The sequence below is a fragment of the Collimonas rhizosphaerae genome (assembly GCF_038896935.1).
GTDB lineage: Bacteria > Pseudomonadota > Gammaproteobacteria > Burkholderiales > Burkholderiaceae_D > Collimonas > Collimonas rhizosphaerae.
In genome coordinates this window covers 76,504-90,080 of record NZ_JBANDC010000010.1, presented here as the reverse complement: position 1 = coordinate 90,080, position 13,577 = coordinate 76,504, and the positions used below count along the sequence as shown (strand labels likewise).

General features: G+C 59.1%; 17 protein-coding genes. All 17 read right to left on the bottom strand.

The annotated features are described in order from the left end of the window. Positions 1-8 precede the first annotated feature (8 nt). Positions 9-1,241, bottom strand: coding sequence for a DNA circularization protein (locus V8G57_RS15690; RefSeq protein WP_342830162.1), 1,233 nt, complete (start codon positions 1,239-1,241; stop codon positions 9-11). After that, positions 1,238-3,205: a phage tail tape measure protein gene (locus V8G57_RS15685; protein ID WP_342830161.1), complete on the bottom strand. Its 1,968-nt coding sequence runs from the start codon at positions 3,203-3,205 to the stop codon at positions 1,238-1,240. The genes V8G57_RS15690 and V8G57_RS15685 overlap by 4 nt, the downstream gene beginning before the upstream one ends. A 126-nt stretch (positions 3,206-3,331) precedes the next feature. Beyond that, complete coding sequence (locus tag V8G57_RS15680; protein ID WP_342830160.1) at positions 3,332-3,622, bottom strand: phage tail assembly protein; 291 nt, start codon at positions 3,620-3,622, stop codon at positions 3,332-3,334. Continuing rightward, positions 3,619-3,966 carry a phage tail tube protein gene (locus V8G57_RS15675; RefSeq protein ID WP_120237039.1) on the bottom strand — a complete coding sequence of 116 codons (348 nt, stop codon included), beginning with the start codon at positions 3,964-3,966 and terminating at the stop codon, positions 3,619-3,621. The genes V8G57_RS15680 and V8G57_RS15675 overlap by 4 nt, the downstream gene beginning before the upstream one ends. A gap of 59 nt (positions 3,967-4,025) precedes the next feature. After that, on the bottom strand, positions 4,026-5,513 hold the full coding sequence (locus V8G57_RS15670; RefSeq protein WP_342830159.1) for a phage tail sheath subtilisin-like domain-containing protein: 1,488 nt from the start codon (positions 5,511-5,513) through the stop codon (positions 4,026-4,028). A gap of 1 nt (position 5,514) precedes the next feature. Next, positions 5,515-5,712: a DUF2635 domain-containing protein gene (locus V8G57_RS15665; protein ID WP_342830158.1), complete on the bottom strand. Its 198-nt coding sequence runs from the start codon at positions 5,710-5,712 to the stop codon at positions 5,515-5,517. Beyond that, on the bottom strand, positions 5,709-6,290 hold the full coding sequence (locus tag V8G57_RS15660) for a phage tail terminator protein (protein ID WP_342830157.1): 582 nt from the start codon (positions 6,288-6,290) through the stop codon (positions 5,709-5,711). The genes V8G57_RS15665 and V8G57_RS15660 overlap by 4 nt, the downstream gene beginning before the upstream one ends. 55 nt (positions 6,291-6,345) lie before the next feature. Then, on the bottom strand, positions 6,346-6,765 hold the full coding sequence (locus V8G57_RS15655; RefSeq protein ID WP_342830156.1) for a hypothetical protein: 420 nt from the start codon (positions 6,763-6,765) through the stop codon (positions 6,346-6,348). Beyond that, positions 6,734-7,105, bottom strand: coding sequence for a head-tail adaptor protein (locus V8G57_RS15650; protein ID WP_342830155.1), 372 nt, complete (start codon positions 7,103-7,105; stop codon positions 6,734-6,736). Before V8G57_RS15650 ends, V8G57_RS15655 begins: the two co-directional genes overlap by 32 nt. A gap of 4 nt (positions 7,106-7,109) precedes the next feature. Next, on the bottom strand, positions 7,110-7,454 hold the full coding sequence (locus V8G57_RS15645; RefSeq protein ID WP_342830154.1) for a head-tail connector protein: 345 nt from the start codon (positions 7,452-7,454) through the stop codon (positions 7,110-7,112). After that, positions 7,451-7,681: a hypothetical protein gene (locus V8G57_RS15640; RefSeq protein ID WP_342830153.1), complete on the bottom strand. Its 231-nt coding sequence runs from the start codon at positions 7,679-7,681 to the stop codon at positions 7,451-7,453. The genes V8G57_RS15645 and V8G57_RS15640 overlap by 4 nt, the downstream gene beginning before the upstream one ends. A gap of 54 nt (positions 7,682-7,735) precedes the next feature. Continuing rightward, positions 7,736-9,067, bottom strand: coding sequence for a phage major capsid protein (locus V8G57_RS15635; RefSeq protein ID WP_342830152.1), 1,332 nt, complete (start codon positions 9,065-9,067; stop codon positions 7,736-7,738). Positions 9,068-9,132: 65 nt separating this feature from the next. Next, positions 9,133-9,777, bottom strand: coding sequence for an HK97 family phage prohead protease (locus V8G57_RS15630; protein ID WP_342830151.1), 645 nt, complete (start codon positions 9,775-9,777; stop codon positions 9,133-9,135). Positions 9,778-9,800: 23 nt separating this feature from the next. Further along, positions 9,801-11,099: a phage portal protein gene (locus V8G57_RS15625; RefSeq protein WP_342830150.1), complete on the bottom strand. Its 1,299-nt coding sequence runs from the start codon at positions 11,097-11,099 to the stop codon at positions 9,801-9,803. Then, positions 11,089-11,256 (bottom strand): hypothetical protein, encoded by a 168-nt coding sequence (locus V8G57_RS15620; RefSeq protein ID WP_342830149.1) that lies wholly within the window; start codon positions 11,254-11,256, stop codon positions 11,089-11,091. The genes V8G57_RS15625 and V8G57_RS15620 overlap by 11 nt, the downstream gene beginning before the upstream one ends. A 2-nt stretch (positions 11,257-11,258) precedes the next feature. Then, the gene (locus tag V8G57_RS15615; protein ID WP_342830148.1) at positions 11,259-12,992 is read right to left on the bottom strand and encodes a terminase large subunit; all 1,734 of its coding nucleotides are present in this window, start codon (positions 12,990-12,992) and stop codon (positions 11,259-11,261) included. Next, the gene (locus V8G57_RS15610; RefSeq protein WP_342830147.1) at positions 12,952-13,422 is read right to left on the bottom strand and encodes a phage terminase small subunit P27 family; all 471 of its coding nucleotides are present in this window, start codon (positions 13,420-13,422) and stop codon (positions 12,952-12,954) included. The genes V8G57_RS15615 and V8G57_RS15610 overlap by 41 nt, the downstream gene beginning before the upstream one ends. Positions 13,423-13,577: the final 155 nt, after the last annotated feature.

Here is a 13,577-nt window from a genome sequence, read left to right as displayed (position 1 = left end):
TGTGTCTGTCATTTAGCTGCCACCTGTATCGGCGTTACCGGCAAAAAGCCAGGATGGGAAATTTTGTTACGCTCTACGATCTCAGCGGCGCGTGCCGCGGTGCCGTACAGCTCGTAAGACAGCACCAGCGCCGGCTGTACCTGGGTGGCGCCGTGGTACTGCAAACGCACACCCTGCCGCGCAACCGCCTGCAGGTGGTTTTCGACCTGGCGCCGAATATCAGCAATGGCTTCGAATTGTTCATAGGGCGCCTGCAGGGCCTGCTCCCACAGTTGATCCGTCACTACGTCGATGACGCCGACGATATCGTCAGACGTCGGTACCTCCGGATACGCCATGGGCGCCACAACCTGCACGTCCACCGACGGCGCTCCGGTCGGCGATGCTGGCGGGGTCACGATCGGCATGGCGGCAACGTCGCGCACGACATCGACCAGAATTACGTTTTGCGCCAGGTCAACCAGCGCCGCATGAACGGCTTTGGCTTGCGTGCCTTGCGGAGACGGCACGCCGTCAAGTGATTGCACAGCCGAACATTTGCCGGCCGCGTCGGAGCAAGAACTCTGGAACCCATCGAAGGCAGTGACGTAGCCACCGAAAGCCGCCTGTATCTGCGCAGGAATCCGTGAAGGCGCGTTCATGACCAGATAGGCAAGGTTCTGGGCGCTGCGAAATGCGTCCGCAATGGGCCGCACGGTTTCATACAGCGTGGTAAACACCGCCGTTGCCGAGTCCAGAATGCTCTCGATACCGATCTGCCCCGTCTTGATGAGTGCCATAGCCTGCTCAAACTGCGTCAAGCTGGCGCTCAAATAATCCTCGGCGCCCATCTCCAGCACCTGGCCGGTGTTTACCGTCTCTGCCGGAAATTCCTGGTCGTCATCCTCAATAAAATTGAGGTCGAAATCGACCACGCCGCCATTGCGTCGGTCATGTGATACCGATCCCACACCCGCCTTGACGCGCATGGTCCCGTAGTACGGATGCACCAGCTGGCCGGCGCCCTCTTCGTTGACCGCCCGTAGCAGAACATCGCGCTGCTCGAAACAGTCTGGACCGCCGACAAACGCACGGATGTTGAATTCGCGCGCCACCCGCCCCATATCTTCCGAATAAGGACGGTCGCGCTGCGGATAGCGATGCGTCTGCAGCCGCCGCCCGATGGGCAAGTCATCGGTATCGAAGAAGAATGGCACGCCCTTGAACGACGCCTCGCGCACAGAATCTCTCCAGGTCGTCATGCTGGTGCTGCCTTTCTTGAATTGCTGCTGTAGCCGACCTTTGGCGATACCGACACGTTCGGATTGTTGGTCTTGGCCGTCACGATGCTGGTCCCTGGCGGCGCGCCTTCGAAGCGCACCGCAATGTCGCCCTTTACTGCATTGCTGGCCCGTTGCTCGTTAACAGAGGCGGTGAACGAATTGAGAACACTGGTCCCGCCAGCCAACCCCTTGCCGGCACCACCATTAACCGCCTCGCTCACGCCAGAGACTGCTGCGCCAGCCGCCCCGGCCGCCCCGCTGATTTTTTCACCGACCCACTTCGCGCCATTCAGGATCGGCTCGATGTACACCTTGACGCGGTCCCAAAGGCCCTTGAACCAGTCCACAATGGGCTCCCAGTTCTGGATAATGATGCCCAGCGGGTGGTAATTCATGAAGATGTCCTTGATCCAATCCCAGGCAAGGCCGGTCACCGCCTTGATGGCGTCCCATAGCGCAGAGAAAAAAGTCTTGATCGGCTCCCAATTGTTCGCAATCAAGGCAATCGGGGCATAACCCAAGACCTTCCCTTTTATCCAGTCCCACACACCGGAAGTGACTGCTTTGACACTGGTCCACAGCTTGGAGAAAAAGGCCGATACTGCCGACCAGTTAGCAATCAGGAAACCAGCCGCCAAAGCGAGTACCCGTACCGCGATGCCAATCGGTGTCAAACTGCTGACTAGCGTGAATATCCGCATCGCCACCGTGGCGCCAACAACCGCCAGGCGCAACACCATTAATCCGGCCGCGGCGCCAAGAACTCCCTTGATGACTGCTGGATTCGCGTTCGCAAAATCGGCCATTTGATCAATGACAGGACCGACCGCGCCCAGGAACTGATTAAGCGACGGCAGCAATATATTGCCAACACTGATTCCCAGACCCACCACCCGATTCTTGACCAGCTGGATGGCGTTCGCCGTTGTCGCCGCACGCGCCTCGTATTCCTTATTCATCGACCCGGCGTACTGGGTCGCGTCGCCAACTTTCTGCAGGTTCTTCTTGAGCAGGTCAAGATTGTCCAGCATCGGGGCAATCGCACCAATCGATTCACGCCCGAACAGGTTTTCCAGCACCGCTGCCTGCTTGGTCTTGTCGACCTTGCTAATTGCGGTCAGCACGCGTTGCGTGGTGCCCTCGGCATCCTTCTGCAGATCGACGGCGATCTTGCGCGCGTCCATGCGCAGGGCCTTGAAGGTTTCCTGCTGCTTCTTGGTCGCGGACGAACCGGACGCCAAGGTCAGCATGAAGTTCTTGATGCCGGTCGACGCGATTTCTTCCTGCACGCCCATGCCGGCCAGCGTGGCACCCATGGCGGCAATCTGGCCTGACGCGAAACCCGCCACCTTGCCCAACGGGCCGATACGGGTAACGATGCTGGAGATCTGCCGGGCATTGGCCGGGCCGGTGTTGCCGAGGTAATTGATCTTGTCAGCAAGCTCCACCACCTCCGTCTGCCCAAGTTTGAAGGCGGTACGCCACTTGGCCATCATGTCGCCGGATTCATCGGCCGACTGATCGAAGGCCACACCCATCTTGACAGCGTCCTCCGCGAACCGGCCCAACTCTCCCTTGTCGATGCCGGATTGGCCCCCAGCGGCAGTGATCTTGGCGATCTCGGTCGCCGCCATCGGCAGCCGCTTCGACATCGTGATGATGTCATCGCCCATTTGTTTGAATTGCAATGGCGTATCGAAATCCACTACCTTGCGGACATCGGCCATCGCCGATTCAAAATCGATCGCCGCTTTCGTGGCCGCCGCGATCGGCGCCACGATGGCGGCCCCCTTCAACACATCGCCAAACGACAAACCGTCGCCCAGCCCGTCCGCTTTCAAGCCCTTGCGAAATCCAGCCACCTTCTTGCGCAACCCGTCGAGTGTCGGCGACAGTTTGTCGACGCCGGTAATGAGCGCCTTTAATTGGAATTTGTCAGCCATTCTTCGATTTCCGTGTATTGATGCGGGTGGATTGCTGGACGATTTCCAGAAACACACTCAGCGGCCTGGTCATCATGTTTTCTGGATCCGTGTTCCAGAAGTGCGCGACGTCATAGGCCGCATTGGCTAACTCGTCGTAGTCTCCGGCCTGGAGTTCAAGAAAAAACCCACAATCCACCAGCAGAGAGTGTTGTAGTCGCTCAGGTCCAGTTGATCGACAGAGCTCGGAGGAATTGCCGCGCAACGGACAATGATCCTGGCGCAAACATCGGTCTTGAGCGAAACCTCCTCGTCGGCGCCGATGAAATAAGGAAGCGATTTCACGGCACGAGCGTCGGCTATATTCGGTTCCCGCAGTTCCAGCTCAGTGATTTCCTGATCGTGCGCGTGAATCGGTTTAGTAAGGGTGATTTTCATTGCCAGACTCCTTTACGGCCGTTGAATTCGAGAGCAACCTTGCCATCGTCACCCGATGCTGCCGGCTCGCCGACCACATAGGCTTCAGTCAGCACGTACACACGCCCATTGCGGTATTCGACCGTGACGGTCATGTCCTTGGCAGCACGCAGCTTGTTGATCGGAAAATCCTTTGTAAAAGCTGCGTCCACCTTCACATACGGTGTCAGGTCTTCTTCTTTGTACAGACCCGGCAACACGCTTTCACGCTTGACGTCAAACAGCGGGCATTCGATGCCGCCCATGACGGAGAACTGCTGTCCATCGGCCTTGACGTAACAGGTCCCTGCTATTGCTTGTCCCATCTAGGACTCCTTAAAGTGAAAAACCGCCCGAAGGCGGCTTGTTGATTGGCTGCAGTCGCTTACGCTTCTGCCGGGTACTGCAGGCGGAACTGATTGAGCAGTGCGAACACGCGCAGCTGATTCACATAGTCCGGCGGGAACAAGACGTTCACGCGGTTCGGACTGTTCACATCGCGCTCAACAATCAGGTATTGATTGAACAGATCGGCGTTCTCGACAATGCCTTCATATTCCAGCGCCGAATAAGCCGCCACCAGTTCACCGCGGATTACATTGGGCGTGACGATTGCCTGGCCGGCGCCGAACTTGGTGCCGTCATCGGCCAACTTGTGGCGCCCATACTTGCTGGTAATTCGCCCCTTCAGGAAGCGCAGGATGTACGCCGTCTGGTGCAATGTCTCGCTGTCCAGATACGACCGGTCCGTCTGGCCGTAGGCATTGCGCTGGTAGGTCGTCACCGCCCGCTCGATTCGGACGGCGCCGCCGCTATAGATCGATGTCGCCATGCCGTTAGACAGCAGCGACTGCCGCTCATTGAGTAAAAAGCGCTGGCCGGCCGGCGCCGGGTTGATCCCCACCAGCTCACCGGTTTGTGTTGGCCGGGCCGGGTCCGCAGAAATAAAGACCGCGTTACGCGCCGCCGAAGCTGCCGCGTTTTCCCATACCGGTTCCGGCATCCCCACTTCCATGGTGTTGATGGTGATGTGCGGATCGTTCCTGGCGCGGCCGAACGCGACCGACTCGCCCAGCGTGCCGCGCCTGGCGGAATATACGTGCCCATAGATCTGCGCCGAATACGCCCAGCGGCCGGAAATGTCGTTCATCCAGTCACGCAAAGCATCCAGCGACGCCGTATCGGTATACGGCTGCACGATGAAATCGAATTCTTCGTCACCCACCGCCGCCAGCAATTCCACCATCTCAGGCGAACCGGTACCGCCGGCCATGGCGGTAACCGCCACAGTCAGCCCGCTTGGCGTTTTCTCGCCACCGGCGCTGCCGAGCCGATTCATCTCCAGCTGGACATCGTTGCCGGTCAATCCCAGCCACTTGCAGGTTAGTGTCACCTCCGGGCCGGCCGCAACTGCCAGGACCGCAGCATCAGTGCTGGCGTTAATGGCTGTTGCCAAAGCTGCCGCCATCGCGGCCGCCGTGCCGCCGTTCGGCACCGTCGCCCGAATACGTTTGCCACCTATATAAAGAGACAGCAGCCCAGGTTCACCTGCAACACCGGACAGGGTCACCTTGCCAGAAGCCGCACTGCCGTCGTCCAGCTTGAACGGCAAGCACCAGATTTCGCCCAGCGGATCGCCGCTGCGGAACTTGGTGTGCATCGCATGCAGCATCGAACCGGGACCACCAATCTGCGCAGCCTGGCTGGAGCCGGAAACAAGAATCAGCGCACCATCTGTCTCAACGTCGCTGTTGACCTGACCAATGATCAACCGGCGAAGCTGCGTCAGGCCGCCGCCGGCTTGCGAATTGTCGGTTTCTGCGTAGAACAGCGGTACCGCCAAGTCTGCTGGGATCTGATTGAAACTAACCATGTTATGCCGCTCCTTCTGTTTTAGCCGACTTGACAGCAGGCTTCTTTGTTTGCGCTTCGATCACATCGCCGTCCTTCAACCGGCGCACCCAATAAGGCGTTTTTGGGACATCCCGTCCCTCGGCTGGAAGGTCGTCTCCGTATTCGGGATCGGGAACTATCCGGCCTGGCGCCGGCTTGACTGCGTAGGTATTGCTCATGGGAGATCGTCCTTAAGTTGAAATTCAATCCGGCCGTCAGGCCCTGGGTACTTCACGTTTTTATCGGCCATCGGATCGATGGCGTCGACCTGCAGGCTGTAGCCTTCGAACTTGGCCAGGCCGGCCAGCTCGACTTCCTGCCAGGTTTCTGGCTCTTCGCCGCCACCCAGCGTCCATGTCGCAGAAAAGCCGTATTTGTAGAGCGCCCGATTCCTGTCCAAGTTGAGCAACAGGGAATCTTCGTACTCGATACCCTCGTACCCGCTTGCGGGCTCCAAGCCAACCAGGGCACACAGCAGTTCCGCGCGAATGTCGTGCAGCTCGTCGGCCAACGACTGGCCGCGTTCGTCTTTCGTGGCCAAGAACACCACCACGTCGAACTCATCCTTGATTTCCTGGCTGGTCTCGTTCTGCAGCGCGTTTTCGGCAGGGCTGTCGCCGGTATAGATGACATACGCCGCCGGCATCGCCATTTGCGCGCTCTCGCGCGCAGCATCAAATTCGATGCCACCGCCGACCCGGCCGGCAAACGTCGGGCACTGGGCACGCAGGTGCGCAATGATTGGTGTAATTTTCATGGGCGAAAAAAAGCCGCACTAGGCGGCGTGGTAAAGAGTTGGAAAAGACCTGGTGTTACTTGATGGACAATGCACCGTCCAGCGCGCCGGTAAGCTCGTGCCTTACATCGTCCTGCTTGCGCTCCAGGGCGTCGGCCATGTAATTGCCCTTGGGCCGGATACGCCAGCCGCCGTGCTTGTTTTTTACGCCGTAGTTGAGATACGCCGGGTAAAAATCCCGCATGCCGGCAATTTTTTGAGGCGCAATCCGCACCAGGAAGCCGGAGCGGCTGACCTTTACCTTGATCGACCTAGCCAACAGGCCAGCCTTCCGCTTTGGGTAGTCGCCGCCGGAAACGGCCAGCTTGCGCCCTTCCCGCTGCACGATCCGCCCTACCTTTTGCATGCCCTTGCGCACCCGTTTCTTGTCGAAATCGATCCGTTTATCAAAGCCTTCGAAGCCTTCAATATGCAGATACATGGCTGGCTTGGCCATTTCCTATCTCCTCAACGTCAAGTATCGTAAAGCGGCTCTCGCCCTTCAAGTCGGCAATGCGTCGAATCCGGTACACCGTATCCCCATGCACTACCTCCTGCGATCCAGACTGGATGCCGGGCAGGAAACGTATGAAAATACGATGCGTGGTCGCGCGATCCGTCTGCGCAGTGCCGGCGTAGATCGCGCCGCCAACGGGTTCGATCCGCGCCCACCGAGGCTTATCGTAGGGAAAGATCTGATCCACTCCCATGTCCGCCGCAGGCAGATCGACGCGCAAGCGGATATGAATCCGATGGCGTAACTTGCCAATGGTCGGCGTCTTGAATACCGTTTGCATGGCATTACACTCCCATATTGACCCGGTACGGCTGCAGCAATGCGCGTGAGCCTCGCGGGAGGTTTTCAGCGGTCAGGCCAATCACCACGTCTTCCCGATTCTCGTACAGCATGCCGAGAATCAGCAGCACCGCGGCCCGGATGGCATCGTTCGCCACCATCGGATAGTCGCCGGCAACACCAGCTACCACCGCAGCGTCCAGCGCGGCCTGATCTTCGAATACCCTGCGATTCATAAACTCACAGGCAGACTCGGCCGCGCCGCCGAGGTAAACCTCGATCAGGTCGACATCGTCACCATCAGCTTCAACGCGCAAATGCTTGAGCGCTATTGGCAAGGACACGATCATTGCTTGTTGCCGGCTTTGTTCTTCGGCTCTCTTGCCATCTTGTTCTCCGGCGCCGGCGCGGCTTTGCCGTCCGACTGGGCAGCTGGCGCCTTGTCTGCTTTGATCTCGACCAGACCGCACAAGGCCAGCTCGTTTGCCAAAGTTTCGTGCACGACAATCTCATCGCCGACGGCGAGGTCATGGGAGCAGTGGATGAAACGTTGTTTTGCGATGATTGTTACAGTCATCATTCTCTCCATCTATCTGTTAGTGCGCCCCGACTACTACCGGGACGGCCATGACTAGGCAATGACGACCAGCTTGCCCTTGATGAAGGCTTCCGGACGATAGACCGCCAGGCCCAGTCGCTCCTCGATCAGGATCGCCACCATGTTCTTGATGAAGTCATCCTCATTCTCGGTAGCGACAGCGATGCTGGCCTGCAGGCGATCGAAGATCTGCGCACCCAGCTTGAACGCGCCGACCAGGAAGTCGTTGAAGCTCATGGCCTGGGTCGCAACAACCGGCCGGCCCCACAATGCCGGCTGAGATATGCTCTGCGGATTGGCAAAAATGTAGGCGCCAGTACTGTCTTTCTGTAATTCAATCGCGGCCCAGTCGATCGGGTTCAGGACAATCCCAGTCGACGGGTATTCAGCCAACTCGGCCTGCAGCAGCGCCAGACGCAAAATATCGATACGGGTGGCGCCGTCCACAGGAATCGGAGCGGCATACTGCGACGCCTGGGTAAAAATGCCGTTCAGGTTGTTGCCGACGCCGGACCCATTGAGCAGCTGCCCTTCTTCCTTCAGCGCCAAGCCGTAGCGCAGGCGGCCGTCAATGTAGCTCTGCATCATCGGCGCATCCGCCAAGATTTCTGTCGACGCCTTGACGTAGTGCGCCACTTTCACCACCGCCTGGGCGACCAGGTCGAACGTGATATCCGATTTTGGCTTTGCAGCGCCTTCGGCAACGGTCGCCGCCATATTTTGGAAGCCAGTTTCCTTGACGTACTGGATCAGATTCGAGTTAGTGGTGCCGGGCGTCAGCAAGTCGCGCACCGTCAGGCGGCGATCCGGTGGCGCCACGATGCCGGCACGGCGGTCTGGCGCGATGGTGGCGCCAGCGCTGGCCGGGTCCGAGGTAATGCTGACCACTGCCTTGATTGGGAAAGAAAATCCCTTGCGATAGTCGCCGGCAGCCACATAATCCTTGAATTCCTTGGAACCGGTCACCACGTCACCGACCGATTTCACGCCCTGGTCGTCGTCACCGCCGGCACGACGGTCCAATTTTTGCTCGGCTTCCTGCAGGCGAGCCTGCAGTTCGCCCTGCTTCACCAGCATTTCATCGATCTTGCCTTTGGTTTCAATCGACATGTCACCGGATTTCTTCGCTTCGGCGAGGGCTTTCTCGCCGAGTTCCTTGGTCTGGTCGCTGATCTTGTCGAGCGCAGCCTTGATTTCAGCGGGGTTGACCAAGGTCGTCTCGCCGGCAAAACCGATCAAGGACAAGCCTGCGAGGACATCGGCATGCGACGTGACAAACGCATGTACATCGACACCCATGGCCTGAGCGGCCAGGGAGAAAACCGACAAGCCGAGGACTGCAACTACGAGGATAGAACGTTTCATATGTAAAACCTTTCGGAAATAAAAAAAGCCGCATAAGCGGCCGGATTGCTGAGATGGATAAAAAACTACAGGTTGAATGCATTCAAAAGGCGCAACGTTTCGCTGATTCCGGCCCCGCACTCCCGTGCCTGCCAATGCTTGAAGCCGTGCACAGCGATATGCTCGGCATCCGAGCGCGCAAAACCCTTCTCCCGAAGCAGTTCCTCGAACTCGCGAATTGTGGGCTTGTCGCCCAGCAGCAGCTTGGACTTGACCGCATCGATCTGCGCCTCGACATTGGCCGGAAAAGTGACGATGCTGATCTCCTGCAGGTCCAGCTTGGTTAGCGTCCGTACGCGGTCTTTCTCGTTCCAGCTGTCTTCCAGCACGTAATAGCCAATCGACAGCCCTTTGACGACCCGGCGCAACATCAAGGCATGTGCCTGCGCCGCCAGCGGTATCTGGTCTTTCAGCAACCAGCCTTCCACCCGCAGGCCGCGCGCATCCTCTTCCAGAATGTCGTAGCCGCCAATTGGCTGAGAGAAATTGTGCTGCCACAGCGCCGGCAAAGGGTCGCCGGATGCCTTGATCGCCTTCAAACTGTCCGCGAAGGCACCAGGTGCGACAATTTCGCGGTAACTATCGACGTTCCCGAACACCGAACCGTAGCCAGAGAAGGTACCGTCCTCGTTGACCGCATCGGCCTTGAAGCCGAATTGTTTGTGTTTCATGCCCACAAGAGCATTTTTTGTTCTCATTTCTGGTCCTTTTCCCCGTTATCGAGCCATGCAAGCAAGGCGTTTTTGGCCGTTGTACCGGCGCCACCGCCCTCGCCCAGCTTGTCGATGGGCAGCATGTTCGATTGCACCGTCAGGACAGCAGCATTGCCGCCCAGCGCCGGCAGGTTCTCTTTCTGGCGGCAATCGTCGCGGGTCATGATCCCGTTTTGCGTCATCACGCTGTAGAACGCGGCACGCGCCGCACTGTCGCCGCGCAGCAGTCCTTCCAGCGCGACTTCCGCCGAATAGCGCTGACGCTCGGCAGGCGTGAGCAAATCCTTGCGGATGCCCTGTTCCAACCGCACCGCCCAGGGACGCAGGGTCAGCGTGACCAGCCAGATCATTTTCTCTTCGAGGCCGGTGCCCCAGTTGCTGTCCTTGCCGCCGTGGCCGATCAGCGCCGGGTCCACCCGGAACCAGCGGCACATCTCTTCGATATTGAAGATCCGCGTCGACAGCAGCTCGGCATCCTGCGGATTCATTCGCATCTGCTGGAACTCACTGCCCTTCTCCAGCACCATCACGCCGCCGCTGTCGGAGACTTGCTTGACGTGCTTCCGGATGTCCGCGCGCTGATCCGGCTTGAGCACCACATCCATCGTGACCAGGCCGGACGCTTTCATGCCATTGGTGAACGTCTCGGCGCTCGCTTCATCTGCAGCCATCGCGGCGCCGAACACGTTGGCGCCGTATGCCACCGGCGACAGGCCCGTCTCGCCATCGATCGTGAACGCGGGAACGTGCCACATGCGATTCTCTGGAATGGTGCGAGTCTCACCTGTCAGCGGATCGTTGTAGCGCCATAGGATGGCGCCAGATTTCAATCTCCTGCGGGTTACAAATTCGGGTCGCAAGAATTCCAGCGACGTGATCACACCGGCACTCATCCTCTTTTCGACGTAAGAATTGCCATGCAACAGTAGACTCAGCAGCAGCACCTGCCAGAAGACCGCCGCCGTCATGGTCGCGTTTGGCTGGGTATGCAGCAGATAGTAGAGCTGGTGATCGGTCGCCGGTATCTGCGCCCCCTTGGCGTCCTTGTAGAACAAACCGAAGGGAAGCGTGGACAGCACCTCGGAGATGAGGCGCACACATGCCATGACGGTGCCGATCTGCAGAGCAGAGTTGACGGTGACCGACTTGCCAGAGAAATTCGACATGCCCAGCCAGCGCGACCAAAACGCGCCATCCGTCAAGCTGATGCTGCCGGTACTCTTGAGCTCCAGAGGACGCATGCCATGGCTCAGCACGGCCGCAAGTGTTTTATTTTGCACCGGTCAGTCCTCGCATCAGCACCGCACTAAGCGCCAGGAACGGCACGGCGCCGATAAGCAGTGCCCAGCCGAGTCCGGCCAGCACATACACGCCGGCCGCCACCATGCTCACGCCTATCACTGCGGCAAAAATCATAATCAGGATTGGTTTTGTCATTTTTATACAATGATGGGGTTGGACAAGAACTCGCTTATATCTTCTTCGGTTTCACCGCTACCAGAGCGGCCTATCGCCATAACGGCAGCAACCATACCGTCCACGCGGCCGGTGGCACGCTCTTTGGCAATCTTGCGGTTTCCCGCCGGGTCCGTCATCAGCACCGCGTTAGCCGCGCACCAGGTCATGACCGGGTTGCCGTTGTGCGCAACGCGGCGGTCCAGCAGCATGCGCTCCAGCTCGTCAATGGCTGGCGCCATGTCCTTGAACCCTTGGCCGAACGGCACCAGCGGCGGCAACGGCACGCCCTCGCGCTCGACCAGCTGCTGGAAATCTTCCAGCCGCCAGCGGTCACAGGCGATTTCCCGGATGTCGAACTGGGACGCCAGGACGGAAGCGCGATTCAACACCGCCAACTTGTCCACGGCGCGCCCCGGCAGCGCCTCCAGGTGGCCGGCGTCGCGCCATGCCAGGTAAGGCACGCGGTCTTTGTCGGCTTTGTCGTGCAAACCGTCGCCAGGTAGCCAAAAATACGGAATCAGCCGCGTCACCGGATCGTCTTCGGTCGGGTCCAGGGCCACAACAAGCGCGGTCAAATCCTGGGTACTCGACAAATCCAGTCCTGCGGTCCCGGTACGGCCATACAGGCTTTCAATCGGCACCGGCGGATCGGCCTCACAGCCGAACCACACATCGGCGGAAATCCATGGCGACTCGGCCTCGGTCCACTCGCAAAAGTTGAGACGCCGCACCATCGATTCCTTCGATGGCATGCCGCGCGCCTGCGTTACCTGCTCGCGCAGATATTTCAGACCAGGTACGCCGTCGTTAAGACTAGGATTCGCCTTCAACCAGCACGATTCATCCTTGAACGGGTCGTCGCCGATGTCCAACGAACAGATGAATGCAAAAAAACTGTCATCCACCAGCTGGCCGGCCGACACTTTGCTGCCGTAGTCGTGGTAGTCCCAGCACACGGTCCGCTTGTCAGTGCCGGAATTGGTGATCATGAAGATCAGCGCCTGCTCCCGGCTCTTGGTGCCGGCACGCATCATCTCGATGACGTGCGGCGTTTTGTGTTCATGCACCTCATCGATCAGTGCAATGTGTGGCCGCGGGCCGGACTGGCCATCGTCAGCGCTAATGGTCCGAAAGAAACTGGACGTCGCGTGATAGGCCAGGTTGAATTCCTTGCCGCGACTGCCCGATGCGACCAGGCGCGCTTCGAGCTGCGGCGACTGTTCTTTCATCGCTACTGCATCCCGAAAGAGAATCTGCGCCTGGTCTTTCTTGGTCGCTGCCGCGTAGATCTCGGCGCGCGACTCACGGTCGGCCGTCAAACCGAACAACCCAACACCAGCCGCTAGCGGCGACTTGCCACTACCCTTCCCGGTTTCCACGTACGCCACACGGAAACGCCGCAGGCCATCCGCTCCCATCCAGCCAAACAGGCTGCCGACGATGAACGCCTGCCAGCCAAGCAGCAGGAATGGTTTGCCTTCAAATTTACCGCCATTGAGGCGCAGAACCTCTTCGAAGAATTCGATGGCACGCTGCGCAGCAGCCAGGTCCCATGTCAGGCCGCGCGAGGGGCCCTGCTCCAGGTCATTCAAATGGCGCTTGCACGCCGCGCGTACGTCAGGTCCTGCAACGATCAGCCCAGCTGTGACATCCAGGGCGTATGCGGTGACGCGATCAGGCGCCGAAGAACTTGTTTGCTGCTTCTTTTTGCTCATTAGGGAACAGCTCCGCTTGTGGCGCCTGCACTTGCAGGCGTGAACGCGCGGAAGGGTTCAGCCCGAATGAGGCGCCCGCCGTGCGCATCCGGTCTTCGGCGCGATTCGCAATCTGCATCCACACCGACATTTGCTTATAGCCGCTCGGCGTGATTTCCTCGAAGCCGGCGTCCTTCAGCACGCTCATTTTTTGGCGCGCCATCTTCCAGTCGCCCCAGGCCTGGCAATACACCGCCAGCTCAGCCCGGTCGATCCGCGACAGCACGCCCATTACCGTCAGGTCGCTGACAATGCGCTTCCATTCGGTCTTCGCGTCAGGCGTGAGAAAGTCGGGGCATGTAGGCGGCGCGATCGGCGCAGCCGGCGCCATGCCGGCGGCAGCCAATTCAGAGGCCGATTTTTTGCTTTTGTTACCGCCGATCAGATGCAAAGCCGCGGGCAAGGCCTTGCGGCCAGAATTATTGTTTCCTGCCATATGAAACTCCTTGAGATACCCCCCTCTGATATTTCCCGCTCACACAAAGAAAGAGAGGCAATCGGTCTGGGAGAAAAATGCTGCAAGCTTTTGACCCGCCCCCGCCCCTA

Bases quoted from the DNA above. Each gene is read 5' to 3' on its own strand.
- V8G57_RS15690 (WP_342830162.1), bottom strand. From the start codon at position 1,241: ATGACGACCTGGAGAGATTCTGTGCGCGAGGCGTCGTTCAAGGGCGTG.
- V8G57_RS15685 (WP_342830161.1), bottom strand. From the start codon at position 3,205: ATGGCTGACAAATTCCAATTAAAGGCGCTCATTACCGGCGTCGACAAA.
- V8G57_RS15680 (WP_342830160.1), bottom strand. From the start codon at position 3,622: ATGAAAATCACCCTTACTAAACCGATTCACGCGCACGATCAGGAAATC.
- V8G57_RS15675 (WP_120237039.1), bottom strand. From the start codon at position 3,966: ATGGGACAAGCAATAGCAGGGACCTGTTACGTCAAGGCCGATGGACAG.
- V8G57_RS15670 (WP_342830159.1), bottom strand. From the start codon at position 5,513: ATGGTTAGTTTCAATCAGATCCCAGCAGACTTGGCGGTACCGCTGTTC.
- V8G57_RS15665 (WP_342830158.1), bottom strand. From the start codon at position 5,712: ATGAGCAATACCTACGCAGTCAAGCCGGCGCCAGGCCGGATAGTTCCC.
- V8G57_RS15660 (WP_342830157.1), bottom strand. From the start codon at position 6,290: ATGAAAATTACACCAATCATTGCGCACCTGCGTGCCCAGTGCCCGACG.
- V8G57_RS15655 (WP_342830156.1), bottom strand. From the start codon at position 6,765: ATGGCCAAGCCAGCCATGTATCTGCATATTGAAGGCTTCGAAGGCTTT.
- V8G57_RS15650 (WP_342830155.1), bottom strand. From the start codon at position 7,105: ATGCAAACGGTATTCAAGACGCCGACCATTGGCAAGTTACGCCATCGG.
- V8G57_RS15645 (WP_342830154.1), bottom strand. From the start codon at position 7,454: ATGATCGTGTCCTTGCCAATAGCGCTCAAGCATTTGCGCGTTGAAGCT.
- V8G57_RS15640 (WP_342830153.1), bottom strand. From the start codon at position 7,681: ATGACTGTAACAATCATCGCAAAACAACGTTTCATCCACTGCTCCCAT.
- V8G57_RS15635 (WP_342830152.1), bottom strand. From the start codon at position 9,067: ATGAAACGTTCTATCCTCGTAGTTGCAGTCCTCGGCTTGTCGGTTTTC.
- V8G57_RS15630 (WP_342830151.1), bottom strand. From the start codon at position 9,777: ATGAAACACAAACAATTCGGCTTCAAGGCCGATGCGGTCAACGAGGAC.
- V8G57_RS15620 (WP_342830149.1), bottom strand. From the start codon at position 11,256: ATGACAAAACCAATCCTGATTATGATTTTTGCCGCAGTGATAGGCGTG.
- V8G57_RS15615 (WP_342830148.1), bottom strand. From the start codon at position 12,992: ATGAGCAAAAAGAAGCAGCAAACAAGTTCTTCGGCGCCTGATCGCGTC.